The 24,502-nt window shown below is 54.0% G+C and carries 20 protein-coding genes and 1 tRNA gene; 10 read left to right on the top strand and 11 right to left on the bottom strand.

Going from position 1 to position 24,502, the window contains the following annotated elements:
- The first annotated feature begins 144 nt into the window (after positions 1 to 144).
- Positions 145 to 606 (top strand): FKBP-type peptidyl-prolyl cis-trans isomerase, encoded by a 462-nt coding sequence (locus KZO34_RS01170; RefSeq protein WP_219472523.1) that lies wholly within the window; start codon positions 145 to 147, stop codon positions 604 to 606.
- Positions 607 to 721: 115 nt separating this feature from the next.
- On the opposite strand, the gene KZO34_RS01165 is transcribed toward KZO34_RS01170, so the two are convergent.
- Positions 722 to 2,374, bottom strand: coding sequence for an electron transfer flavoprotein-ubiquinone oxidoreductase (locus tag KZO34_RS01165; protein WP_219472520.1), 1,653 nt, complete (start codon positions 2,372 to 2,374; stop codon positions 722 to 724).
- 527 nt (positions 2,375 to 2,901) lie between these two features.
- Between KZO34_RS01165 and KZO34_RS01160 the strand changes: the two genes are divergently transcribed.
- From KZO34_RS01160 to KZO34_RS01150, 3 genes are all read left to right on the top strand, one after another.
- Complete coding sequence (locus KZO34_RS01160; RefSeq protein WP_219472518.1) at positions 2,902 to 3,651, top strand: electron transfer flavoprotein subunit beta/FixA family protein; 750 nt, start codon at positions 2,902 to 2,904, stop codon at positions 3,649 to 3,651.
- Positions 3,652 to 4,593, top strand: coding sequence for an electron transfer flavoprotein subunit alpha/FixB family protein (locus KZO34_RS01155; RefSeq protein WP_064230432.1), 942 nt, complete (start codon positions 3,652 to 3,654; stop codon positions 4,591 to 4,593). It begins immediately after the preceding gene.
- Positions 4,594 to 4,701: 108 nt separating this feature from the next.
- Positions 4,702 to 5,544 (top strand): putative RNA methyltransferase, encoded by an 843-nt coding sequence (locus KZO34_RS01150; protein ID WP_219472516.1) that lies wholly within the window; start codon positions 4,702 to 4,704, stop codon positions 5,542 to 5,544.
- Positions 5,545 to 5,567: 23 nt separating this feature from the next.
- On the opposite strand, the gene KZO34_RS01145 is transcribed toward KZO34_RS01150, so the two are convergent.
- Both KZO34_RS01145 and KZO34_RS01140 read right to left on the bottom strand, forming a co-directional pair.
- Positions 5,568 to 6,038 (bottom strand): hypothetical protein, encoded by a 471-nt coding sequence (locus KZO34_RS01145; RefSeq protein ID WP_219472514.1) that lies wholly within the window; start codon positions 6,036 to 6,038, stop codon positions 5,568 to 5,570.
- 12 nt (positions 6,039 to 6,050) lie between these two features.
- Positions 6,051 to 6,380: a hypothetical protein gene (locus tag KZO34_RS01140; RefSeq protein WP_219472512.1), complete on the bottom strand. Its 330-nt coding sequence runs from the start codon at positions 6,378 to 6,380 to the stop codon at positions 6,051 to 6,053.
- A 206-nt stretch (positions 6,381 to 6,586) separates the two neighbouring features.
- Here KZO34_RS01140 and KZO34_RS01135 point away from each other — a divergent pair, with 206 nt between their 5' ends.
- Together KZO34_RS01135 and KZO34_RS01130 are read left to right on the top strand one after the other, a co-directional pair.
- Entirely contained in the window at positions 6,587 to 7,003 is a 417-nt protein-coding gene (locus tag KZO34_RS01135) for a hypothetical protein (RefSeq protein ID WP_219472511.1), read from the top strand.
- A 35-nt stretch (positions 7,004 to 7,038) separates the two neighbouring features.
- Positions 7,039 to 8,280, top strand: a complete 1,242-nt coding sequence (locus KZO34_RS01130; RefSeq protein ID WP_219472510.1) for a saccharopine dehydrogenase family protein — start codon at positions 7,039 to 7,041, stop codon at positions 8,278 to 8,280.
- Between the two features lie 9 nt (positions 8,281 to 8,289).
- On the opposite strand, the gene cydC is transcribed toward KZO34_RS01130, so the two are convergent.
- The 4 genes from cydC to KZO34_RS01110 are packed head-to-tail and all read right to left on the bottom strand — an operon-like array spanning position 8,290 to position 14,070.
- Entirely contained in the window at positions 8,290 to 9,906 is a 1,617-nt protein-coding gene (cydC, locus tag KZO34_RS01125) for a thiol reductant ABC exporter subunit CydC (protein ID WP_219472504.1), read from the bottom strand.
- Entirely contained in the window at positions 9,899 to 11,632 is a 1,734-nt protein-coding gene (gene cydD, locus KZO34_RS01120) for a thiol reductant ABC exporter subunit CydD (protein WP_219472502.1), read from the bottom strand. The genes cydC and cydD overlap by 8 nt, the downstream gene beginning before the upstream one ends.
- Positions 11,633 to 12,634 (bottom strand): cytochrome d ubiquinol oxidase subunit II, encoded by a 1,002-nt coding sequence (gene cydB, locus KZO34_RS01115; protein ID WP_219472500.1) that lies wholly within the window; start codon positions 12,632 to 12,634, stop codon positions 11,633 to 11,635. It abuts the gene before it with no gap.
- A gap of 2 nt (positions 12,635 to 12,636) precedes the next feature.
- Complete coding sequence (locus KZO34_RS01110; protein WP_219472498.1) at positions 12,637 to 14,070, bottom strand: cytochrome ubiquinol oxidase subunit I; 1,434 nt, start codon at positions 14,068 to 14,070, stop codon at positions 12,637 to 12,639.
- 186 nt (positions 14,071 to 14,256) lie between these two features.
- Here KZO34_RS01110 and KZO34_RS01105 point away from each other — a divergent pair, with 186 nt between their 5' ends.
- The 3 genes from KZO34_RS01105 to KZO34_RS01095 all read left to right on the top strand — a co-directional run bounded on the left by KZO34_RS01105 (position 14,257) and on the right by KZO34_RS01095 (position 19,059).
- Complete coding sequence (locus KZO34_RS01105; protein WP_219472497.1) at positions 14,257 to 14,886, top strand: class I SAM-dependent methyltransferase; 630 nt, start codon at positions 14,257 to 14,259, stop codon at positions 14,884 to 14,886.
- Positions 14,887 to 14,964: 78 nt separating this feature from the next.
- A tRNA-Leu gene (locus tag KZO34_RS01100) sits at positions 14,965 to 15,051 on the top strand.
- A gap of 150 nt (positions 15,052 to 15,201) precedes the next feature.
- A complete protein-coding gene (locus KZO34_RS01095; protein WP_219472495.1) occupies positions 15,202 to 19,059 on the top strand; it encodes an SIR2 family protein in 3,858 nt (1,285 codons plus the stop codon).
- On the opposite strand, the gene KZO34_RS01090 is transcribed toward KZO34_RS01095, so the two are convergent.
- Positions 18,957 to 20,639, bottom strand: coding sequence for a replication endonuclease (locus KZO34_RS01090; RefSeq protein WP_219472493.1), 1,683 nt, complete (start codon positions 20,637 to 20,639; stop codon positions 18,957 to 18,959). The genes KZO34_RS01095 and KZO34_RS01090 overlap by 103 nt on opposite strands.
- A gap of 421 nt (positions 20,640 to 21,060) precedes the next feature.
- Complete coding sequence (locus KZO34_RS01085) at positions 21,061 to 21,258, bottom strand: helix-turn-helix transcriptional regulator (protein ID WP_219472491.1); 198 nt, start codon at positions 21,256 to 21,258, stop codon at positions 21,061 to 21,063.
- A 154-nt stretch (positions 21,259 to 21,412) separates the two neighbouring features.
- Between KZO34_RS01085 and KZO34_RS01080 the strand changes: the two genes are divergently transcribed.
- On the top strand, positions 21,413 to 22,441 hold the full coding sequence (locus tag KZO34_RS01080; protein ID WP_219472489.1) for a hypothetical protein: 1,029 nt from the start codon (positions 21,413 to 21,415) through the stop codon (positions 22,439 to 22,441).
- Positions 22,442 to 22,459: 18 nt separating this feature from the next.
- On the opposite strand, the gene KZO34_RS01075 is transcribed toward KZO34_RS01080, so the two are convergent.
- On the bottom strand, positions 22,460 to 23,251 hold the full coding sequence (locus KZO34_RS01075) for a hypothetical protein (RefSeq protein WP_219472487.1): 792 nt from the start codon (positions 23,249 to 23,251) through the stop codon (positions 22,460 to 22,462).
- 2 nt (positions 23,252 to 23,253) lie between these two features.
- Complete coding sequence (locus tag KZO34_RS01070; RefSeq protein WP_219472484.1) at positions 23,254 to 24,477, bottom strand: tyrosine-type recombinase/integrase; 1,224 nt, start codon at positions 24,475 to 24,477, stop codon at positions 23,254 to 23,256.
- Positions 24,478 to 24,502: the final 25 nt, after the last annotated feature.

Genomic DNA, 24,502 nt, shown 5'->3' with positions numbered 1-24,502 from the left:
TAAACTGTGTTTTCATACTTGTTACGAGCCTGGCTCTCTAACGAGGCCCGGTGGTCGTTAGTCCCTCTGTGCAGTCTGGCTGTTCAAGATCACTTTCGATTGCCTCAATTCATAAACAGTCATTGCGACACGCAAGGAGATCACATGGCCCAACCTCGTGTTGTCACCATCCATTACACGCTCACCAACGACCAGGGAGAGCAGCTTGACTCCTCCCGTGTAGAAGGTCGTGAGCCTCTGTCCTACCTGGAAGGTGCCCAGAACATTATTGGTGGACTGGAAAGTGCACTGAACGAAAAGAATCCTGGCGACCAGGTCAAGGTATCTGTTGAGCCGGCAGAAGGCTACGGTGAAGTTAACGAAGAGCTGGTTCAACCGGTTCCGCGTTCAGCTTTCGAGGGTGTCGACACTATCGAGCCCGGCATGCAGTTCCAGGCACAGACCCCGGGTGGCCCCCAGGTCGTTCGTGTCGTTGAAGTTGGCGACGAGACCGTCACCATCGACGCCAACCACCCGCTGGCTGGCCAGACCCTGCACTTCGACGTAGAAGTTGTAGAGGCGCGCGACGCCACTGACGAAGAGCAAGAGCACGGTCACGCTCACTAAGCTTTTCTGAAGCGGTAATCAAAACGGCTCCTTCGGGAGCCGTTTTTTTATACCTGGAAAAAGGTCAAAAAAAACGGCCCCGAAAGGGCCGTTTTAGTTCTGCCGGAAACCGAACTTACATGTTCGGATAGTTGGGGCCGCCGCCCCCTTCCGGAGTTACCCAGTTGATGTTCTGGGCAGGATCCTTGATGTCACAGGTCTTGCAGTGAACACAGTTCTGGGCGTTGATCTGGAACTTTTTGCCGCTGCCGTCGTCCTTTTCGACTACCTCGTACACGCCGGCCGGGCAGTAACGCTGGGCCGGTTCGTCGTACTTCGGCAGGTTCTCGTTCAGCGGAATGTCCGGGTCGGTCAGTTTCAGGTGAACCGGCTGATCTTCCTCGTGGTTGGTGTTCGAAATGAACACAGAAGAAAGACGATCGAACGTCAGCTTGTTATCCGGCTTTGGATAGCTGATTTTCTTGGCGTCGGACGCAGGCTTGAGTGTCGCGTAGTCCGGCGTTGTGTCGTGGAATGTGATCGGCAGGCTACCGCGAAGGATGTTCTGCTCGAAGAAGGCGATGGCACCGCCCACCACGTTACCGAACTTGTGCATGGCCGGGCCGAAGTTACGCTCCGCGTAAAGCTCTTTGTACAGCCAGCTATCCTCAAAGCGCTTCTGGAAACCGGTGATCTCTTCGCCGGCCTTGCCTTCCTTGAGGGCCTCGAATACCGCTTCAGCACCCAGCAGGCCAGATTTCATGGCGGTGTGGGAGCCCTTGATCTTGGAGCTGTTCAGCGTGCCAGCATCGCACCCGAGAAGCAGGCCACCCGGGAAGCTCATTTTCGGAAGTGCGTTGTAGCCGCCTTTGGAAATGGCACGGGCACCATAGGACACGCGCTTTCCGCCCTCCAGGTACTTGCTGATCTCCGGGTGGAGCTTCAGGCGCTGGAATTCCTCAAACGGGCTCAGGTGCGGATTGCTGTAGGACAGATCGGTGATCAGGCCGACGTATACCTGTCCGTTTTCCAGGTGATAAAGGAAGGAACCGCCGGTAGAGCCGCTCTCATTCAGTGGCCAGCCTGTGGTGTGTACAACCAGGCCAGGCTCATGTTTGGACGGATCAATATCCCACAGTTCTTTGATGCCGATGCCGTAGTGCTGGGGATCCTTGCCTTCATCCAGTTTGAAGTCATTGATCAGACGCTTGCCCAGGTGGCCGCGGCAACCTTCGGTGAAGAGGGTGTACTTGGCGCGCAGTTCCATACCCGGCATATAGCCGTCTTTCTCGGAGCCGTCACGGGCAACGCCCATGTCACCGGTGATGATGCCCTTGACCTGGCCATCTTCAACAATCGTTTCGGAGGCCGCGAAGCCAGGATAGACTTCAACGCCCAGCTGCTCGGCCTGCTCTGCGAGCCAGCGGCACAGGTTGCCGAGGCTGATGATGTAGTTGCCGTGGTTGTGCATGTTCTTGGGCACGAAACCATTCGGGATCTTGGTCGCTTTTTCCTGATCTTTCAGCAGGAAAATGTCGTCGCGGGTGACCGGCGTGTTGAGCGGGGCGCCTTTCTCTTTCCAGTCCGGGAAGAGTTCGTTGAGGGCAGTGGGCTCGAATACAGTGCCGGCGAGGATGTGCGCGCCGATCTCAGAACCTTTTTCCACCACGCATACGGTCAGTTCTTCGCCAGCTTCCTGCGCCAACTGCATGACACGGCAGGCTGCCGACAGGCCCGCAGGGCCGCCGCCGACGATAAGAACATCAAATTCCATCGATTCGCGTTCCACGTTGGTCTCCTCAAACTTCTTTAATGGATATTATTTGCCCGCAGGCCAATTCTGGGCCGACATCATACCGGTAAAAGTGCCTATAGACGACTGCCCAAAGCCGAACAACCCGACTTATTAGGATGAAAGGATATCGTATTTAAAGAATCAAACAAACGTTTGTTTGAAATTCTCTGCGTCCTTTGGCATTGTAAGTGCGCACCGAAACATCGTGTGTTCTGAGGCGTTTTTTAGTATCGTCTCACCGCCAGGCCGAGTCAACACCGGCCAATTGGCTTGAGAAACGCTTCTGACGCGTCGGATGGGGCTATTGACCCATTCAACCTTTGCCTGCAGTATTAGTCCGCCGTGACAGCAGGCCCCGCGAGAGGAAGCTGTTTGTAACGTTTGACGTGAACGCCCATAATTCTGGATTCACGCCGAAGCGAGAGGAATCAAGAATACTCCGATATCCGCAGCCGCGGGGTCGCGAAAAGAGTGTTTCTGATTGCGAGTCTTTAAACCCATCGTAGAAGAACGAGGAATCTATGAAGGTTCTGGTCGCTGTAAAACGAGTAATCGACTACAACGTAAAGGTGCGCGTCAAGCCGGACAACACCGGTGTTGATCTCGCCAACGTCAAGATGGCAATGAACCCGTTCTGTGAAATCGCTGTTGAAGAAGCGGTTCGTCTGAAGGAAAAGGGTGTTGCCAGTGAAATCGTGGTGGTCTCCATCGGCCCGAAAGCTGCACAGGAGCAAATCCGCACGGCTCTGGCCCTGGGCGCTGACCGTGGTATCCACGTGGAAACAGACGAAGAGGTTCAGTCTCTCGAAGCGGCCAAGCTGCTGAAGTCTGTTGTCGAGAAAGAAGAGCCGAAGCTGGTCATTCTTGGCAAGCAGTCCATCGATTCCGACAACAACCAGACGGGCCAGATGCTGGCCGCGCTGACCGGCATGGGTCAGGGCACTTTCGCTTCCGAAGTGGTTGTTGAAGGCGAAAAGGTAAATGTAACCCGCGAAGTAGACGGCGGTCTGATGACTGTGTCTCTGAACCTGCCGGCGGTTGTTACCACAGACCTGCGTCTGAACGAGCCTCGTTACGCTTCTCTGCCGAACATCATGAAGGCCAAGAAGAAGCCGCTCGAATCTGTGAGCCCGGCTGATCTGGGTGTCGACGTTGCTCCGCGCCTGTCCACGCTGAAAGTTGAAGCACCTGCTTCCCGTCAGGCCGGTGTGAAAGTGGCGGACGTTGCTGAGCTGGTCGATAAACTGAAGAACGAAGCGAAGGTGATCTAAATGAGCATCCTTGTAATTGCTGAACATGACAACAGCAGCCTGAAACAGGCTACCCTGAATGTTGTAGCGGCGGCCAAGGCCATTGGCGGAGACATTGACGTCCTGGTTGCCGGTGAAAACTGTGGCGCCGTTGCGGAAGCAGCTGCCAAGGCCGAAGGCGTGAACAAGGTACTGGTTGCCGACAACGCCGCTTATGGTCACTTCCTGGGTGAGAACCTGGGTGAGCTGGTAGCCGAAGTAGGCAAAGGCTACAGCCACATTCTGGCCGCCGCGGGCACCGTGGGCAAAGACTTCATGCCGCGTGTTGCTGCACTGCTGGATGTCGCTCAGGTCTCCGACATCATGCGTGTTGAGTCTGAGGACACCTTCGTTCGCCCGATCTACGCGGGTAACGCCATTGCCACTGTAAAATCCAGTGACAGCATCAAGGTGGTGACTGTTCGTCCGACCGCTTTTGACCCCGTTGCTGGTGAGGGTGGCTCTGCTGCTGTCGAGCAGCTGGACGTGGTGAAAGACGCCGGCTTGTCCCAGTTCGTTAGCGAAGAGCTGGCCAAATCTGATCGTCCTGATCTGGCAAGCGCCGGCATCGTTGTTTCCGGTGGTCGCGGCATGCAGAACGGCGACAACTTCAAGATGCTGGAGCAGGTAGCCGATCTGATGGGCGCCGCTGTTGGTGCGTCACGTGCCGCGGTTGACGCCGGTTTCGTACCGAACGACATGCAGGTTGGCCAGACCGGTAAGATTGTTGCTCCGCAGCTGTACATCGCCGTGGGTATTTCCGGTGCCATCCAGCACCTGGCGGGCATGTCCGACTCCAAGGTGATCGTCGCGATCAACAAGGACGAGGAAGCACCGATCTTCCAGGTGGCTGATTATGGCCTGGTGGCGGATCTGTTCGAAGCGGTTCCGCAGCTGGAAGAAGAACTGAAGAAAGTACTCTGATAGTTTCTTCGGTTGAGAAAAGGCACCTTCGGGTGCCTTTTTTGTTGCCTGTGCATAAAATAGCCCAAATTATTTCACCAACTACCGCCGCCATTTGGATACCTTTCCATGACCATCTCTCCTTTTGAAGCATTGGCTTGCCCGCTGGATGGAAGTCCCCTGCAACGTGTAGAAGGGAGCTTGCGTTGCGAAACCGGACACAACTTTGACGTTGCGCGGCAGGGCTATGTTCACCTGTTGCCTGTGCAGAAGAAGCGCTCCCTGGATCCCGGTGACAGCAAGGAAATGGTGGCGGCACGTCAGCGGTTTCTGAATGCGGGACACTATGAACCTATATCCGATGCCGTAAACCATGCGGCTGCCGGTGTGTTTCAGGCAAAGAATGCCGCCTCATTTCTCGATGCCGGCTGTGGTGAGGGCTATTACATAAGGCGACTGGCCAACACCCTGGACGAAGGGCAGAACGCAGCGGTTCTCGGGCTCGATATCTCGAAATGGGCTGTTCTGGCCGCGGCAAAGCAGGATAAGCGGGTCCGTTGGGTGGTAGGCAGTAATGCCAATCTTCCCGTGTTGCCGAACGAACTGGATTGCGTGTTGTGTCTTTTTGGATTTCCGGTGTATCACGAATTCCAGCGGGTTCTGAAGCCAGGAGGTCAGATCCTGCAGGTTGATGCCGGCCCGGATCACCTAAGGGAACTGCGGGAGATTATCTATCCGGAACTGAAGCCGGACCGGCCGGATCGAGATGCTATCCCCGACGGCTTCCAATTACTCGGTAGCGAATACGTGCGCTACAGCCTGACCTTGACGAACCAGGACGCGGTCGCCGATCTGCTGGCGATGACCCCCCATTTGTACCGCGCCAGTGCCGAAGGCCGCGAAAGGGCGGAGGCGCTGGAGAGCCTGACAGTGACCGTGGATGCTGTGCTCAGGCGATTTGAAAGGACCTGATGCCAGTTACCCCGTGAATCCGGCTATTCCGAAGACCCGTTGCCGCCTGGTTTCCGGGAAGCTATTTTCTTTTCGGCTTTGCCAATAATCAGGGTATCGGCAAGGATATGCAGGGCCCGGTTGGTCGTCCGGACCGTCTTGTAGACGTTTTCACTGGTGTTGTCGTGAGTCTGCCGCGCCTTGCGGGCGCTCTCACGGAATTCCTCATCCCTTGAGAACAGGTCGATCAGGCCGAAGGTCGTGTTCGAGATCGCCTTATGAACCTTTTCGACGGCGCTGGCACCGCCTGAAACCGTGTCCTCCAGCAGTTTTGCCCGATTCCGGACCTCGAGGAGATCCATCCGGCTTTTCTGGATTGCGCTGTGGGCGGCAATTCGATGTGAGTTGAGTATCCTCAGGTGGCGACGGGCAACCTGCAGTTGCCTGAAGGTATAGCCCAGGGCAATGAGAGACATGAGCATCATGACAGTGGAAGTAAGAAGGTAGGCACTCATGTGGCGGGGCTCCTATCGGTATTCGATGTGCATTTCGACGTCGATTTCCCGCTCGACCAGTTCGGACTCCAGTTCCTTCATGACTTCCTGATACACCATTTTCCGGACCATGACCGGTAGTCTGTCGGCCAGCACACGGGCGGAGCGTGATTCCCGTTTGGCAATGGCAATCGGATCGAGAACGCGAAGCGTAAGAACAAACTCCGGGTCTTGCTCCGGGTTCGCAATGTTGTCGGTCTCCATCATGTGAGCAATCAGTTTGCGTTGTTCCAGCACCTGCCAGCACAGAAAACCGCTGAAAAAGGCGAGAAACAGACTTACTATCACCAGGACTGTGGTCAACTCGAATCTCCGTGGCACGTTACACTGTGTTTAGCAGTTTGCCTGACAAAGGATGACAATCGATTGGCCCTGACGACGTGATTCCGAAAGTCTGTGGGGAAACTGGAACCCGCCCTCAAATCAGCCAACAATATTTGCAGTGCGTAAGACTGCTATGCAGAATCAAGGGGTTAAGACCTACGATTGTCTCACTTAAGGAAGGTATTATGGTCTGGTTCAAGGCATTTATCGCCGGTTTCCTTGCAACCCTGGTATTCCACCAGGGATTGTTCATGCTTTTCTATCTGGGGGGCGTGGTGCCCATGGCACCATTCAATCTGACTCCCGTTCCCCCCTTTGGAATTCCCTCAGTTGTTTCTCTGGCATTTTTCGGTGGGCTGTGGGGCATGGTCCTCTGGCTGGTTCTCGGCCGTCTCGCCCGCAGCAAATACTGGTTGGGGCACGTGCTGCTGGGCGCTATCGGCCCTACTGCGGTCGCGATGCTCGTGGTATTCCCACTCAAGGGCCTCGACGTTTCGGCCCAGACCTGGATTGGCGGGCTGATCCTCAATGGCTTCTGGGGCCTGGGTGTAGCGACATTCATGCGTCTGATGGGCGCCCGCGCACCGCGTACTGCCGCCTGATCACTTCAATCACGAATTCGAACTAAGGATGAGCAATGACTAAATCAGCCGAAACGACGTACGATCTGGTTGTCTTTGGGGCAACCAGCTTTGTCGGTCAGATTCTTACCCGGTATTTGCTCGATACCTACGGATTGGGTAAGTCCGTGAACTGGGCGATTGCCGGTCGTTCTGAAACCAAGCTGAATACCTTGAAAGATGAACTGGGTAAAGATGCCAGGGAGCTCCCTGTGATCCTGGCCGATGCCTCCGATGAGCGCGCCCTCCAGGCGATGTGTGGCCAGACACGGGTTATCATTTCGACGGTTGGGCCCTATGCGCTGTATGGCGAGCCTCTCGTTCAGGCCTGCGTTCGCACTGGCACTGACTACTGCGATCTGACGGGCGAGGTGCAGTGGATTCGCAAGATGGTCGACCGGTACGAGGAAGAGGCCAAAGCCTCCGGCGCCCGTATCGTTCATTGTTGTGGCTTTGACTCCATTCCATCAGACATGGGGGTCTGGTTCCTTCAGGGAAAAGCAGAGCAGACTTTCGGTGCACCGTGCCGTGACGTTCGGATGAGAGTGAAAGTGGCGAAGGGCGAGTTTTCCGGCGGCACCGTGGCCTCAATGATGAACATCGCCAAGGAGGCCGCGGCCGATCCCAAGCTTCGCAAGGAACTGGCGAACCCGTTTTCCATCTGTCCGCCGGAACACCGGTCCAAGACCCGTCAGCCGAGTCTGAAGGGGGCGGAGTACGATTCCACCTTCGACGTCTGGCTGGCGCCCTTTGTGATGGGAGCGATCAATACCCGGATCGTCCACCGTTCCAACGCGCTGCAGAACGCCCGCTACGGAAAGGAGTTCACTTACGACGAGGCGATGATGACGGGCCGGGGCATGAAGGGTCGGTTGGCGGCCTACGGTATTACCGGTGGCCTTGGCGCTTTCTTCACGGCCTCTGCCGTCAAGCCCACTCGCTGGCTGGTCGAGAAGTTCGTGCCGAAACCGGGGGAGGGGCCCAGCCCCGAAGCCCAGAAAGCCGGTTTTTATGACCTCCGATTTGTCGGTCGCACCGAGGATGGCAAGACCATCATCACCAAGGTAACCGGTGATCGCGACCCGGGTTATGGCTCCACCGGCAAGATGCTCGGGGAAGCCGGCATGTGCCTCGCCTTTGACGTGCCCGCCGATAAGGAAGGGGGGTTCTGGACCCCGTCATCCCTGCTGGATGGCAGTCTTATGGAGCGCCTCACCAGCAAGGCTGGACTGACGTTCGAGGTTCTGGAAACCCGCTAAGGCGATTCCTCAGTAAGTCAGATGGATCACGTGGTCGGTGCCCGGAAGGGCATCGGCGTCGTGAGCCAGTGCAATCACCGCTTTTCCTGCCAGCCATTGGTCCAGCCTCCGGCAGATGCGTTCTCTGGTCTCCGAATCCACCCCCGTGAAGGGTTCATCCAGAATGATCAACGGTGCCGGACTCAGCAATACTCTCGCCAGGGCGACACGCCGGGCCTCTCCGCCGGAAAGCCGGCTTCCAGCGCTGCCTAGCCAGGTGTCCAGCCTGTCCTCCTCCGAGGCAAACCGATCGGCCATTTCTACCAGGTCCAGGACCTGCCATAGCTCATCCTCACTGGCTTGCGGATGAGCCAGCAACAGGTTGGCCCTGAGGGTGTCCTCGAACAGAATGGTGGTTTGGGTGAGGTAGCACAGCGGTACGTGGCTGATCGAGCCCTGATAAGCGGGTATCAGGCCCGACAGGGCATCCGCCAGGGAAGACTTGCCACTGCCTGAATGACCCACCACACCAAGGTGTTCTCCCTCATCAACACTCAGATCGAAGTGGTTGAAGATCGGAGCGGAATCGGTATGGCGAACACCGAGATCTCTTGCCAGCAAGGCTTTGCCGGCAGGCAAATCGTCCGCACCTGCTGTTGGCGTCCAGGCGGGTTGCTCCGACTGTCGATTCAATCGTTCAGCTGAAGTTTCCGTAGCTCCTAACTTGCCGAAGGCATCGGGCAAGGCGGCATAGACTTCGGAAAGCCCCAGCAGGGCGATTGGCAGCAGCACCAGAACCGGCCCGGAAATGATTTCGAATTGAAAGAGCGACAGGCCAGCCCACAGCGCAAAAGTTGCGGCCAGATTGATAAGCAGATGACTACCCGCCAAATGCCAGCCAACCCGTCGATCCGCTTTGGTCTGTTCCGAACTGAACTGCTGGGCCTGCCTCATCAACCAGGCCGCGTGTTTACCGGTTCGCCCGGCGGCCGCGAGTTCGGCAAAGCCTTCAAGATGTTCGATGACCGCTGCACGCAGTCGTTCCTCCCGCTCGCTTTGCTGACTCGCAATGCGGCGCGTGCGCAAGTAAATGCCCAATGTCGATAGCAGGAGGGCAGCAAGCAGAATGACTGCCAGCCAAAACGCGATCATGGTGCTGAACCAGAGGCCGGCCAGTACCACCACCAGCAGAACTACGAGGGCGGCGAGGGCGGTTGGCGCAATCAATCGCAGGTACAGGGTATCCAGTGCATCCACATCCCGGGTCAGCCGGGACAGCCACTGTGCGCCTGAAAGCCCGGAACGGTGAAGGGGCGGTGTGGCGGCGAGCCGCCGGAAAAAATGAACCCGGATGTCAGTCAGCAGGCGGAGTACTGTGTCGTGGTTGTAAACGCGCTCCACATAACGGCCGACTGTACGGGACAGGGCAAAGAAACGGATACCACCGCCCGGGGTGTAGAGATTAATGGTTGCCTGGGTACCCGCCGCCAGTGCCAGCCCGACCAGTGCCGTCTCGGTAATGAACCAGCCCGAAAGGGCCAGCAGGCCGATGCCAGAAAGCAGGGTGATGAGTATCAGACCGCCGCCGACGGTGAGTCGGACGGGGCGCTGAAAAATCAGGCGCAGCCAGGGCGCAAGTTCACGCATCGTGCACCTCTCCCTCGGCGACCAGCATCACCCGGTCAGCCAGCGTAAGCAGAGCCTGATGGTGAGTTGAAAAGATCAACGTTTTTCCGGCCTGGCCGAGTTTGTGTAGCGCTTCCAGCACATAGACTTCGCTGTCGGTGTCCAGGCCGGCGGTGGGTTCGTCCAGCAGAACCAGATCGTAATCCGCCACGAAAATGCGGGCCAGGCTCAGCCGGCGGGCCTGACCGCCTGACAGTCCCTGGCCGTCCTCAGACACAGGGCTGTAGATCCCTTGTTTCCGACTTTCGAGCAGAGACCGCAGGCCAACGTTGTACAGGGCGGTCTCGATGGCAATGTCGGAGGCTTGCGGGCTGGTCAGTCGCAGATTGTCCGCCCAGGTACCGTTAATCAGAAACCCGGTCTGACCCAGCCACCCGAAACTGACAGCGCCGGGGGCCAGGCCCATGACATTCACGGTCCCTTCACTTGGTGAGACAAAACCGGCCAGCAAATGGAGCAGGGTGCTTTTCCCGCCACCCGAAGGCCCGGTAAGGGCAATGCAGCCGCCTTGGTCGAAGGTCAGCGACAGGTCCCGGAAGATCGGATGGCCCTGCCGGTATTCAATGGTCACCGAGTCAAGCGTTATTCCCTCGCCAAAAGAAGCCGAAATGCCAGGCGCACATTTGGGCTTCTCACCATGATCGAGCGGCTCCAGATTTTCCAGCCGGGCAAGGATCTCCGTGGCGGCACCAAGCGCTGCGGCACGATCATGATAATGCTGGGACAGCGTGCGAAGCGGTTGGAAGAATTCGGGCGCCAGTAGCAGAATGAGGAGCCCGGAAAACAACGTCAATTGGCCGGACGGGCCGTAGGTAATGTAGCCAAGAAGCCCGAACCCGATGTAGATAGCGATGACTGCAATCGCCATGGACGCAAAAAACTCCAGTACCGCGGAGGACAGAAAAGCGACCCGCAGCGTCTTCATGGTGATGCGCCGGTAGTGGTCGGAGCGTGATTGAATCACCTCGGTCGCGAAAGCGGTCTGCCCGAAAAGTTGGAGTGTGCTGAGGCCCCGGACCTTGTCCAGGAATTGTCCGGAGAGCCGGCTGATGGCCTGAAAATGCTGTTGGTTAAGCTTCTCCGCGCCCATTCCGACCAGGGCCATGAAGACTGGTATCAGGGGAGCAGACAGCAGCAGGAAAATGCCCGCGAGCCAGTCCATCGAGAACACCAGCACCAGAATAATCAGAGGAATGATGACTGACAGGGTCAGCTGGGGCAGAAACCGAGCGAAATAGCCATGCAGCGCCTCGACATGATCCAGCCATTCCCGGGACAGTTCGCCGGCTGAGGAATGGCCAATGGCGACAGGGCCCGCGGATTGCCAGTGGTTGTGAATCTGGCGTCGCGCATCCCGTCGGACGTCTTCGCTGCATCGGGCTGCCATGTGCGTCTGCAGGCCTTGGCCTGCAGCCCGAACAACAATTGCCAGGATAACAAACAGAAAGGGAAGGGAAAGCTCGATCGCTGGCACATCTTCAACCACGCCCTGGTGGACAATGGTTGCCAGGAAATACATCTGCGCTATGGTCGCCAGGCCAGCAACCACACCGGCCGCTACCGTGCCTTGAATCCACCGCCGATTGCCCCTGGCGAGGGTGGCCAGCCAGCGTCTTACCTCACGCTGATTCGGGGCTGAAGATTGCTCCCCAGCCCCGTCAGTCTGTCGATCGGCTGTTTCTGCCACTTAATGGTAGCCCTCGCCTGCACGAACCTTGCCGCGGAAAACCCAGTATGTCCATGCGGTATAGACCAGCACGATCGGGATTACAAACAGCAGGCCCAGCAGCAGGAAGAGCTGGGATTCATAGGCAGAGGCGGCGTCCCACAGGGTATATTCCGGCGGAACCACGTAGGGCCAGCGGCTAGCCACAAGGCCGAGGTAGGTGGTGATAAAGAGCCCCATAGTGGCGATGAAGGGCATCCCCTCATAGCGATCGCGCACCGAACGGTAAATCTGGAAGGCACAAAGCAACGTCAATACCGGCAGAATCCAGATCACGCTGAGGTTAGTGAACCAGCGTTGGCGAACCATATCGTCCACGAACGGTGTCCAGACACTGATAATGCCAAACACCACGAGCACCGCCGCTAACAACGGCAGAGTGATCCGGTAGGCCCACGCCTGCAGGCGACCCTCGGTTTTGAGAATCAGCCAGGTTGAGCCCAGCAGGGCGTACCCGGCAAGCATGCCCAGACCGGTCAGCACAGTGAAAGGGGTTAACCAGTCCAGAGCGTTGCCGACATAAACCCCGTTGGCGGTTTCAAAGCCTTGAATGTAGCTTCCGACTACGGCGCCCTGGGCAAAGGCGGCAACCGTAGAGCCGCCGGCAAAGGCCCAGTTCCAGAGGTAACGAGAGGTCCGGGCCTTGAAACGGAACTCGAAGGCGACACCGCGGAAAATCAGCCCGGCCAGCAGCAAGAACACACCAATGTAGAGTGCCGGCAGCAGAATGGAGTACACCAGAGGAAAGGCAGCCAGCAGACCGGCGCCGCCGAGTACCAGCCAGGTTTCGTTGCCATCCCAGACCGGTGCCACCGAATTCATCATGGTGTCACGGGCCTCCTCATCCGGAGCAAACGGAAACAGGATCCCGACGCCGAGGTCGAACCCGTCCATCAGCACATACATGATGATGCCGAAACCAATAATGAACGCCCATATCAGGGGCAGATCGAACAGTTCCATAATCAGTTGCCTCCTTCGTGTGCCGGTGTGCGGGGCTTGTCGCCTTCGTCAATCTCGAACGGCACGTGGGCAGCCGAAAACGGACGTTTTGGGCGTTCCGCTTCGTGCTCTTCCTCATCGTGATGGTCCTCAAGTCCGACGTAGAGTACACGCATCAGGTAGTAGAGCCCTGCGGTGAACACGAGCCCATACACCACGATGTACCCGATGAGGGTGAACAGGGCCATGGCACCCGTCAGCGAGGGTGTTACCGATTCCGCCTGGGTCATCACGCCGTAGACCAGCCAGGGTGCGCGACCAATCTCGGTGACAAACCAACCGCTCAAGACCGCAAGGAAAGGGGCGACACTCATGAACCGAAGGCCCTGGAGAAACCAGGTATTACGCCAGTAACGACCTCCGGCTCGCAAAATCAGGCCGGCCGCTGCGAACGCAATCATTAACAGGCCAAGCCCCACCATCACCCGGAAAGACCAGAAAACAATGGCGACGGGCGGCTGCTCTGCCGCTGGTATTTCGTTCAGGCCGGGCACCTCGCCGTCCCACTCATGGGTCAGAATCATGCTGGCCAAGCTGGGAATGCCAATTTCATAAAGGTTGCTCTGGCTGTCCTGGTCGGGAATCGCAAACAGCAACAACGGAACATTACGGGAGGTTTCCCAGTTGCCTTCCATCGCCGCCACCTTGGTGGGTTGGTGTTCCAGGGTGTTCAGACCGTGAAAATCGCCCACCACGGCCTGAGCCGGAGCTATAAACAGCAGCAACCATAGACACATCGAGAGGGCCTTTCGATTGGCTTCGACCTCGCGGCCGCGAAGCAGGTACCAGGCGCTGACTCCGGCGACCACGAATCCACCCGTCAAAAACGAGGCCAGGGCCATGTGCATGAACCGGTAGGGGAAGGAGGGGTTGAAGATCGCCTCGCTCCACGAGGTGACATGGAATACCCCCTCTCTCAGCTCGAAACCGGCGGGGGTCTGCATCCAGCTGTTGGCTGCCAGAATCCAGAATGAAGAGATGAACGTGCCGGTGGCCACCATAATCGCGGCGAACAGATGAAGCCCGGCCGGAACCTTATCCCGCCCGAACAGCAACACCCCAAGGAAGGCCGCTTCCAGGAAAAATGCCGTGACCACCTCATAACTGAGAATGGGCCCGAGAAAGTTGGCCGACGCCTGGGCAAAATTGCTCCAGTTGGTCCCGAATTGGAAGGACATCACGATGCCGGACACCACGCCCATTCCGAAAACAACGGCAAAAACCTTGGTCCAGAACGCGGACAGCTTGAACCAGACCGGGTTCTCGGTTTTGAAAGCGAGACCTTCCAGAACCGCGATGTAGGAAGCCAGGCCGATGGTGAACACGGGGAAAATGGCGTGAAATGACACCACAAAAGCGAACTGAATTCGCGACAGGATGAGAGGATCTAGCTCCATGGGAACCCTCCGGTAACTCATACATCTTAATAAACGGGGAACAGCAATCCCGTTCGGCCGCTGCCTTGGCTCATGTTGTATGTTGTTTTTTTACCGGCAGATAGTTGTCATGCTACTAAAAACATGGACAAATCAGGTAGGGCAGATTGTCGCACCCCTGAACATAAAACAATATTGGTGAACCCGATGAGCTATTACGAAGATCGTATACTTCCCCACCTGATTGACTGGGTGTGCTCCAATGGGCAGGTCATGAAGTTGCGAAGCCAGGTCGTCCCCAGCGCCCGGGGAGTTGTTCTGGAGGTCGGTATGGGCTCCGGCACCAACCTTGAGTTCTACAATCCGGATTTGGTGGAGCTGGTATACGGCCTGGAGCCGTCCGAAGGCATGCGCCGCAAGGCACAGGACAATCTCTCGCGGTCCCCGGTAAACGTGGAATGGCTGGACCTGCCGGGGGAGAAAATCCCACTCGCCGATGAGAGCGTGGATACCGTATTACTGACCTTCACCCTGTGCACCATCCCGGATTGGCGCACTGCCCTTGATCAGATGATGCGGGTGATGAAACCGGACGGCGAACTGCTCTTCCTTGAGCACGGGGAATCACCGGACACCGGAACCCGAAATTGGCAGCACCGGGTAACGCCGGCGTGGAAAAAGGTCGCGGGCGGGTGCCACCTGAACCGGCCCATTTCAGAGCTGATCCAGGCCGCGGGCTTCGAGGTAACCGACCTTGAAAATCTCTATATCCCCAAAACGCCCAAAATTGCGGGATACGTATACAAGGGAAGGGCGGTTAAGCCAACCGCGGTGTGAACCGTAGCGAGGCGGGAATCGGAATTGCGTTACCGAACCGGCCCTTATACAATTCTGCCCGTCTTAATCCCCTCCGATGCTCCGGTGGTGAAATTGGTAGACACAAGAGACTTAAAATCTCTCGACCTAACGGTCGTGCCGGTTCGATTCCGGCCCGGAGCACCATAAAATACAATGTCTTACGATCGTCCTTTTTAAGTTATTGGATTGCCGATTCTAAGTTGTAGACGTTATGTAGACATATCTTGCCACGTTCTTATCCGATCAGTAAGCTTTGAGTAGTTGCAGTGCACCACCCTTTGACCGGAGCTACTTGTGCGTTTTATTTCCGAAGGACCGGATATTCCTGATGAACTGTTACTTGCGCGAGACCAGGGGCGAGTAGTCTTTTTCTGTGGTGCAGGAATTTCGATGGCGCGCGCACGGCTTCCTGATTTTATCACCTTGGCATCTAGCGTTATTGATGAGCTCGGTGTTCTCGATGGATCTCAAATAAGGAAGGTGATTACTGAGATTCAAGGTGTTAAAGCGACAGATAATAACGATGGGATTCCGGGTATTGATGCAAGAACTGGAGTTCCCGGGTTAATACCAGTCGATCGAATATTTGGTCTTCTGGAAAGGGAATTTGACGAGGCATTAATTGAGCGAGCCGTGGCCAGGGCTCTACGACCCCAGAACAATAATCCAGAAGCACATCAGTATATTGTCGATCTGGCTACTGCGCCGTCAGGTTCAGTTAGGATTGTAACAACGAATTTTGATCGGTTGTTTGATCTTTGTGACAAGGATATCTCTTGTTGGCAGCCCCCTAATTTGCCAAACCTTCCTGTTGCGCGTGAACTGAATGGAATTGTCTATCTCCATGGCAAGGCCAATTCTGACTACGATGGAGCGGAAGGAGACGGTTTTGTCCTTTCGAGCTCATCATTTGGAAGAGCTTACCTATCAGAAGGGTGGGCAACCTCCTTTTTTCGGGAGATTACTGAGCAGTTCATTGTCGTGTTTCTCGGCTATGCGGCGGATGACCCGCCTATTCATTATCTTTTGGAGGCTTTGCGAAAAACTGAAACGAATTCTCTGCAAATGTACGCTTTTCAGTCAGAGGAGAAGAGTGGTATCGATGCTAGATGGGAGCATCGAGGTGTCACCCCAATTCCCTATGATGAATCGGACGGCCACTCCGCGCTTTGGGAAAGTCTAAAGCTCTGGTCCTATCGCGCCAAAGACCCGGATGCGTGGAAGCAAGAGGTTGTTGAGTTGGCGAGGCGGGGGCCAGAAAATATAAGTTCCCATGAGCGCGGGCTCATTTGTCATTTGGTTTCCTTCGAGGATGGAGCAAAGCTATTCGCAAGAGCAGGCGACAGCATCCCAACAACTTGGATCTGTGTTTTTGATAAAGAGATGAGGTACGCCCCTCCAAATCCTGGATTTCTTTCATTCGACGATGAGGATGAGGATGTAAGTCAACAGGATCCATTCGATCTATTTGGGATCGAATCGGACATAAGGCCGGTAATCGAAGATATGGAGGCAGTCTTCGTAAATCGAAAAGTGCCAAGTGATGCCTGGGACGCTTTCAAAATTAATAAATTCGATTCTTTAGAGGATCAATCAAATGCTAGAGATTTGAGATCATTTCTTCGAGATGATCTTCCGCCGCGAATAAGGGCGTTATCGGACTGGGTTATAAACAATTGTTCCGATCCCGTTATTATATGGTGGGCCTCAAAGCAAAAAGCTATGCATCCCGTATTCACGGAAAAATTAGAGTTTTCAATTAGTAGGCGCCTCGATGCATTGGGTGAAGCTACCTACCGGTTTTATTCGGATCTAATAGAAATATGGCGTCGTCCAATTCGAGATGAAAACTCTAAGTTTTTTGATTTACGACGACAAATCGATATTTTCGGTTGGAACGATAGGGTCGTACGGCAGCTAACGCAAGCGCTCAGACCGAGGAAAGATTTAGATAATTTCAGACTAGATTCCTCGCTGCCACCGAAAGATAACTCTGAGTTGCCAAAGAGCCTTCAACGTTTTTTCAAGGTTAAATATCCTGAGCCACCGTATGAAATTCTATTTCCTGAAGATCAACTCACCTTAGCTTTAGGTGAAATTCGCGGCAACCTTGAGCTCGCCTACGGAATGGAAAGAGAAACCGGAGGCGTAGGTCTCGCCGATATAAAACCACTTTATCAAGATTTAGATCCAGAGAGATTAGAAAGAGGGTACTCTTCAGTTTTAAGAAGGTATTTAGGTCTACTAGAAAAACTACTGCGCTTTGATCCGAAATCTGCCCATCGAGAAGTCCTCCAGTGGAGTTCGCGTACTGAAATTGTAACTTCAAGGATTTCCATATGGGCCGCCGGTAAAAATACTCTCTTTTCTCAACTAGAGGCTTTTCAGGTATTTGAATCTCTCTCCGACAAAAAATTTTGGTCTCTAGCGAGTCAAGGAGACCTTCTAGTATCAATAAAAAATCGATGGAGTGAATTAAGCGTTGATCAGCGCGCATATCTTGAGGAAAGAATGCTCGCTGGCCCCAGCCGCAATAATGACGAGAGTATGGCTAGCTTTCAGCGGAGAGATTCTTTTAGTGTTCTTATTCGAACAACATGGCTGGCGAAGGAGAACTGCCAATTTCAGAAAGCGGCATTAGACTATCTGAGAGATTTAAAGGCCAGTATTGTTGATTGGGACGACACCCTTGCAGAGAAGGCAGCTAATCCTCTCGAAACAACAGGAGGATTTGTAACCTATGATCAAAATTTCGATCCACTGCTCGCAGTACCGATTGGCGAAATAATAGCCAAGTCTAAAGAGCTTGACGGGCGTGACCATGATTTTCTGACTGAAAACGATTCGTTTGGTGGACTTTCGAAGCGTCATCCGGTGAGAGCTTTTAAGGCACTAGTTCTGCGGTTAAAACAAGGAGAGTTCCCTGTTGCCGCGTGGGAAAAATTTCTCTCCTCCACTCATGATGTTGAGTTACAGCGGTTAAATGAACAGATCGTGCGGCGGCTGGTGAGTGCGCCGAATGAACAGTTGAAAAAAATATTACTAGTTTTCTCCCGATTTTTGTTAAACAAATCTCGCGAGAACGATGCCATACGTCCGAATTTACATGAACTAGTTGTGGATAAAATTGTTTCGGTTCTTGCTGAATTTCCGGAAGTTAGTCATTCCGCAATTGTAAGCAAGGATGACCGCTCTGATTTGGTAATGGCAGCATTGAATTCGATACCCGGAACACTTGCACAATTTTTGTTAAAAGTTGGAGTTGCTGATAAGGGTGATGGAACGTTTGGAATTAGACAAGGATGGTTAAATAAGTTCGAGGAGGTGTTGTTGCTTGGAGGTGACTCTCGGCTATATTCATTATTGATTTTTATGAGAAATTTGCCCTGGTTCTTTAACGAAAACCTTACTTGGACCGTGAAAACGCTTTTTCCAAGTCTGCGGGCGAGTGACGAGAACGAATATTACTCTTCTTGGTACGGCTTCCTATTACACAGCCAGAAAATACCAACCCAACTCTTCTCCTTTTTAAAACGAGATATATTAGAAGGCTCTAAAGACAGGCTCCTACAAGAAGATAGGAATGGGCAAAAGCTTGCATTGCTTCTTTTAGATGGATGGAAGCGTACGTGCAATAATGAGGAGAGTTTGATAACCGATACGGAGTTTCGCGTTGTTCTGCTTAGCGGTGGAGAACAGTTGCGCAACCATGTCCTAGATTCTTTAGCTAGTGCTTTATCTTCCGTAATTGGGTTACCGAAATCAGCATGGCATCATTTATCGATTAGGTTTGTAAATAATGTTTGGCCATTACAATCTTTCGTAAGAACTAGACATAGTTCTGCCCATTTGTTTGATCTCGCAATCAAATCAAGTGCGAAAATGGATGAAATGGTGAATAGCATTATTCCTCTTTTAATGCCATGTGATGGAAGTTTGATCAACCTCCCAATCTATGATCCGCCAGTTGAGAATCAAATTCGTCAGCACCCTAAGGCTACTTTAAATCTTTTATATGCTATTTTGCCTCAAAAAGTAGATTCTTGGCCTTACGGCGTTGAGAAAATTCTGTCTTTGATTGGGGAGTCTGATACTAATCTTCGCTCTGACATCAAGTTTTCGGAACTTATGAGGATCTGGGACTCACGCTGAATTTCATCAGACGTATAGTTATTGACAGAACTCCAAGGTGGCGGGTGAACCTCAGCATTCTGCTTCTCCCAGTTAAAAGCGGTGTCGTCGGGCAATGCGTCGATTTCCGCTTGTGTCGCCTCACGTAACTGAGTCAGCTTCTTGAGCCGGTCAAGCCAAGAGCCATCCGAACCAATCTGGGGTTCAGCCTTCTTCGGGCGCTTGATTTCCCACCGTAATGCCCGTGTTATCCAGTACTGGCCTCGGGCATAGATTCCAAAAAGCTTGCCCTTGGCAGGTTCGCCGTATTGGTTAACCGGGTCGTCTAGGTACTTTCCGGTTTCCTGATCGAACTCCAACCATTTAGCTGTTTTGATGGGTTGGTCGGCCCGCTTGGCACAAGGTCCATTCATTGCCTCGATAAAGCCTGCCCAATCGCTTTTATCCGCCGCTTGCCGGGCTTGCTCTACCAGTTCGTCATTTGTGTGATCCAGGCGTCGTAATTCGCGCCAGACGGTCACGGGCGGCCCCCCAATCTGTTGGAATTGGCGGATACCGTGAATGCTGGCCCAGGCACGAACACGGGCGGCAACATCTTTAGCCAGGTTCCCATACCAGTCTTCGGCATCTTCACCGTTTTCCTGAAACTCGCCGTCGATGTTCTTACAGATGTACTTAACGATGTAGCCAGTAGCTGATCCACGGTCATAGTCGATATCGACAGCTTTAAACCTCGCCTCTTCGGCTCCGTCCTCGTCGCCGTCCTCCAGCAGGGCATATGTGCTCATGACTTCCACGAGTCGTGCTTTGTTGGCGGGCTCAACAAATAGCATTAGGTGCCAGTGCGGGGTTCCATCATGGTGGGGTTCGACGATCCGCAGCCCATAGGTTCGGATTTCTTCTCGGTCTAGCTGTGCCCGAATCCGCGACCAAACTGAATTCAGATAGGCTTGGGCTTCGCCAGGTGTCGATCGGTTATATTTTGGGTTCGCCTGCCCAGTCACTCTAACCGGATGATATTTGCTGGGAGTGGTCAGCGTTAGGAATACCCCAGCGTGTCCGAGGTCTTGGGCAATTTTTTCAAACCCGGAAGCACGAACGATTAGCTCTGATCGTCGAACGTATGGATTGCTAACCGAGAGCGCAGAAAGTTCCGCCAGGGTATATTCCTGGCACTGATCGTTTACCGCGATCATTTCTTCAAGCAGGGATCGGTTACGGGTGAGCTGCTCCTGATGGAGCTTAAATCCCCAGTCGGACACATAGACAGCTTTTTTCTTGGAAATGAGCCCGCACTCACGGGCTACGTTATCCATCACCCGTTTTTGTTCTTTCCTAATCAGCCGGCGCCACCAGATTTCGTTCTTGGTTCGTTCAATGCAGCCCTTCTCAGTCTGGCTCTTGGGTAGATCGAACGAGTACCGAGCTAAAAGCTGACTGATTGCTTTCAGCGCCTGGGCCGGGTCTTTGATTCGTGCACTCGTCTCGCCACAAACTTTAGCTCTGGATCGTGCGAAGTCTTTTACCTGAGCATCGTCTATCGTGAATTTCAGGTCGCGACGCTTGAGTTTCGATTCGAGATCTTCCAGAGCGATTTCCAAGGCAATGCACCCCTTATCCTGACCTATTAGGTACAGGTGCGGTTCAAGCTTGGGAAATACCTGGGGGAACCGTTTCCGAAACCGGGTTACCGCTACTCGGGTTTGGCGGGTTCCAATGGTGTAGAGTCGACCCTTGGTTCGATAGAACCGGAACTGCTTTTGGTCTGAGGGCGTCATTGAACCCTCCGTTGACGGTCTGGGACCGAATGACTCTTGGTCTGTTGACTGTCAGGTGTGACGGTTAGGCCGAACGCGTGTGCCCAACTAGAGACTGTACCTGAACCTGTAGGGGTAGCCCCCAAGCTTTGTACCTGACCGAAACCCCTTGGTATGACTGAGGGGAGCGGGTGGGGGTAGGGGGGTCTACCCCTATTAGGTGCGGGTTCCGAATTATGGAACGACGATTGACGTGATGGGCTCATCACGCGACCTGGGAAGTTGAGAGCCGAACCTGCTTTTCGATGTAATCTTCGAGATCGCTCAGACGATACCGGACGGTACGACTCCCTACTTTGACGTAGGGAATGCGGGCACCGGCCCAGCGGTCACGTTCAAGAAAGGCTTTGCTGACGCCGAGGTATTCGGCGGCTTCTTTGGTGGTAAAGAGTGAATTGGACAATTTGCACCTCTGCTTGCTTGTTAGAAGACAGGGGTACATTGCTGGTTTCGCCTCGATCGTAATATCTGGTCTAAGATGGACCTATATTTTTTCAGCCCTAAAACACCGTTTCCGACCCTGTCGGGTGGATCTCCAATGAAATCTGGGGGAACTCATGGAAGAAAAAGTCGCAAGAATCTGCTGGAACTCCAAGAACTGGAGTCGTCCCTCTGGACGGCAGGGCAAATCGAAAAACCGCGAAACCTGGGAATACAAAAACGGGTACGGGCACGAGGAATGGCTGTTCGATCTGGATAAGATTATTGATGGCTATCATTATGCATTTTTGCAGGCTGCCAATACTGATAGACGCGTACTGGTTCCGGGAGAGGCACTTAAAATCTATCTTTATACGATAGACAGTGAGAAGAATATTCGTTGGTGGATCGGCTGTATCAATAACGTGGAGCTTGTCGGCCCGGAGGATTCCGCTTTGATACACGCAGAATACGAATCCAAAGGCTGGCTAGCTGAGATGGCTGGACAGATTAGAGACGTGGAGGGCAACGAACAGGATCTGTTGCGATTCGATCCTTCCGAATTCGTAAATATCAGGTTCAAAGTTAGTGATGTCTCGTTAGAAGACGAACCAAGGCAGTTTGCCCGCGAAGACTCTCCGATTAGATCCGAATACTATAAATTCCAGGAGTATTCAGGAATGCCCAGGTTCAGGAAGGGAACCTTTAATTTTATCCCGGGCCACAACCCCTCGAAAGGCGCTGGCACCGCTAGCTACGCCGAGCAGCAAAGAGAGCGGTCAGACCTTCATAACCAGATTCAACTTGCTCTCTACCTTCAGCTGGTGCGCGCTTACGGAAGTAATTCTGCCGGAACAGAGTTATCCACTCCTGAGGGAAAACGAATCGATGTTGTCCGAAAGACCGAGGTGGGCGGTTACGTTTTTTATGAAATCAAAACGTCTGCTTCGGCCCTTGGTTGTATTCGGGATGCACTCCCTCAGTTGCTGGAGTATTCATACTTTCCTAACGAGAATTTGGCGGACAAGCTAGTAATCGTATCGCCCGCCCATATAACCTCTGATTCGGCGAATTATTTGGAGCACTTGCGGGACAAGTTCCGCATTCCTATTTATTATCAGCATTACAACTCGGAATCCAATCTCGTCGAAGATAAGCTTTTTTAAATAAGATCGGACGTTTCGTTAATTGTCTTTGGGGCGCCCACGTCTCTTGTCCTCGGGGCGGGGGTCGAGATCTCTTATCCAGCTACGGACAGTGTTTGGGTCGCTGTAAAACTTGGCACCGGCATATTCTCGAATAGCGCTATGGTCGATGATGGCTGCTTGGGTTAAATTTGGATTTTCGTGCCAGAGCACCTGTGCAATTTCCCGACTCAGGATGCGGTGCTTTTGAGCATTTGTTAAACGATTCCAGAATCTGTCGGCTTCGTCTTGCCTTATTTTCCCGCCTCCCGCTAACTCGGGCTCATCCTGATTCGATTCGTCGTCAAAACTTTGCTTTTCACCCTTTGTAAACCAGAAACCGGGCAGTTTCAGTCCTTTTTCTCTACAAAACGCCCGAATAGCACTACGGTCTAGGTGGATGCCTTCAAGCTTCTTCTTGTCAAAGACACGGCCTCTAAAACACTGATCCAGCCCTTCAGTGGCCTCATTATGCTTTGCGCACCATCGGTCTTGCTGCTCGAAATAGTCTTCCCGAACCTGGGTTAACCAGAGGTCTTGGTTTTCCAGGTTCTCTGGCTTTTCTGCTTGGGACAGGAAGGCCTCAAATGAAATAAAGTTTTGTTCGTTCTTCAGTTGAACGCCGCTTTTTTTGAGGACCGGCATGAACTGTCGGGCCTGCATATTGGTGATCACCCGGAGCAAGTCTTGAACCGGTAGAGGAAGGGCTTGAGGGTCAGAAGTGTTCGGGTCTACATCGTGCCAGCGGTGGGCAATCTCCCAAATACTCAGGTGGTCAAAGTCCATTAACATCGTTACTGCTGCTCCATTTCTTCGGATTCCTGATCTTCGGTCAGTTCCGCTTTGGTGAGAAAGAAATCAGTAATCTTCTGCATGGGAACCCGCAGACGCTCAACGTCAAAGATGATATAGCCCTCGGTAACGTCATTGGGGTCTTTGTGATTGATAAGGCGCTTGAGGGCGTAGGCCGGAATATCCAGCCGTTCGGCAGCGGTGATAAAGGTTCGCCGCAAGTCATGCAAAGTGAAACTCACCCCGGATAGCTTGGTCACCCGGGCAATAGCCGTTCTGGGTTCGGAAAGGTGACCGCGTTCGGCATCGCTGGGGAAGACAAAGGGGCTGGATCGTTCCTCGTGTCGCCGCGTCAAGAGTGCCTCAATGGCATCACTGAACGGCAATCGGTGAATTCGGTTGTTTTTGGTGGCGGTAATGGTCAGCGTCTTCTCTTTAAAGTCGATTTGCTCCCAGGTGAGGGTGGCCGCCTCGGTCCGCCGTAGGCCAGTCAACAGAATCAAATGCAGGTAATCTCGCGTGGTCTGATTATTGAGCTGCATGGTGGCATCGTACCAAGGCTTTAACTGGTGATCCTTGATCAGCGTTTGCCGCCGCTCAACTTTGTACCAAGCCCGCTGGTGGCTGAGTACGTCTACCGGGTTTGCCACGAGGAACGGCTTACCGGAGGCGTCCTGGTAGCGTTGCAGGGCGTGATTAAAGATCGCCCGGAGGATTCGCATCCCGTTATCGGCGCGGGCAGGGCTGCGGGCTCCGTATTCGGCATGACGGCTTATAACCATATCGCGGGAAATGTCGCTGAGCGATTTGGTCTGCCAGTCCTTGAACATTTCGTTCATGGACCGGTTGTAGTCGTTAAGGGTGTTCGGCTTCAGGTTCTTTCGGGTAGCGAGGTAGTCCTGAAAGGCATCGCTTAGGGTAATGCGTTTGGCCCGTCGCTCCTTAACCTCCCGGATGGGGTCGATGCCAGAGGCAACCTGGCCCAGGAACTTTTGAGCTTCCTTCCTGGCCTGCTCGACGGTCAGGTTGCCATACCGGCCCAGGGTCTTGCGCTTCACCCGGCCATCGACACGCTTTTCGACAATGAACGATTTGGCGCCGCCGCTGGTCACTCGCAGACCGAACCCGGCAATGACCGAATCCCGATAAAAGGCCTGGGTGGATTTACCGTCCTGGCCGATCTCAGGGAGGGGCACTTTATCAACAAAGCTCTTGGTGATTCGCAAAGGTGGGGCTCCACTCGAATTCGTC

The organism is Marinobacter sp. F4206 (assembly GCF_019392195.1).
Lineage (GTDB): Bacteria > Pseudomonadota > Gammaproteobacteria > Pseudomonadales > Oleiphilaceae > Marinobacter.
This window is presented reverse-complemented; position numbering and strand designations above follow the sequence as displayed.

Excerpts from the sequence above, each read along its gene's own strand:
- cydB (WP_219472500.1), bottom strand. The coding sequence starts at position 12,634 with ATGGAACTGTTCGATCTGCCCCTGATATGGGCGTTCATTATTGGTTTC.
- KZO34_RS01080 (WP_219472489.1), top strand. The coding sequence starts at position 21,413 with ATGGAAGAAAAAGTCGCAAGAATCTGCTGGAACTCCAAGAACTGGAGT.
- KZO34_RS01110 (WP_219472498.1), bottom strand. The coding sequence starts at position 14,070 with ATGGAGCTAGATCCTCTCATCCTGTCGCGAATTCAGTTCGCTTTTGTG.
- KZO34_RS01155 (WP_064230432.1), top strand. The coding sequence starts at position 3,652 with ATGAGCATCCTTGTAATTGCTGAACATGACAACAGCAGCCTGAAACAG.
- KZO34_RS01145 (WP_219472514.1), bottom strand. The coding sequence starts at position 6,038 with ATGAGTGCCTACCTTCTTACTTCCACTGTCATGATGCTCATGTCTCTC.
- KZO34_RS01130 (WP_219472510.1), top strand. The coding sequence starts at position 7,039 with ATGACTAAATCAGCCGAAACGACGTACGATCTGGTTGTCTTTGGGGCA.
- KZO34_RS01160 (WP_219472518.1), top strand. The coding sequence starts at position 2,902 with ATGAAGGTTCTGGTCGCTGTAAAACGAGTAATCGACTACAACGTAAAG.
- KZO34_RS01135 (WP_219472511.1), top strand. The coding sequence starts at position 6,587 with ATGGTCTGGTTCAAGGCATTTATCGCCGGTTTCCTTGCAACCCTGGTA.
- KZO34_RS01105 (WP_219472497.1), top strand. The coding sequence starts at position 14,257 with ATGAGCTATTACGAAGATCGTATACTTCCCCACCTGATTGACTGGGTG.
- KZO34_RS01170 (WP_219472523.1), top strand. The coding sequence starts at position 145 with ATGGCCCAACCTCGTGTTGTCACCATCCATTACACGCTCACCAACGAC.
- KZO34_RS01150 (WP_219472516.1), top strand. The coding sequence starts at position 4,702 with ATGACCATCTCTCCTTTTGAAGCATTGGCTTGCCCGCTGGATGGAAGT.
- KZO34_RS01075 (WP_219472487.1), bottom strand. The coding sequence starts at position 23,251 with ATGTTAATGGACTTTGACCACCTGAGTATTTGGGAGATTGCCCACCGC.
- cydC (WP_219472504.1), bottom strand. The coding sequence starts at position 9,906 with ATGCGTGAACTTGCGCCCTGGCTGCGCCTGATTTTTCAGCGCCCCGTC.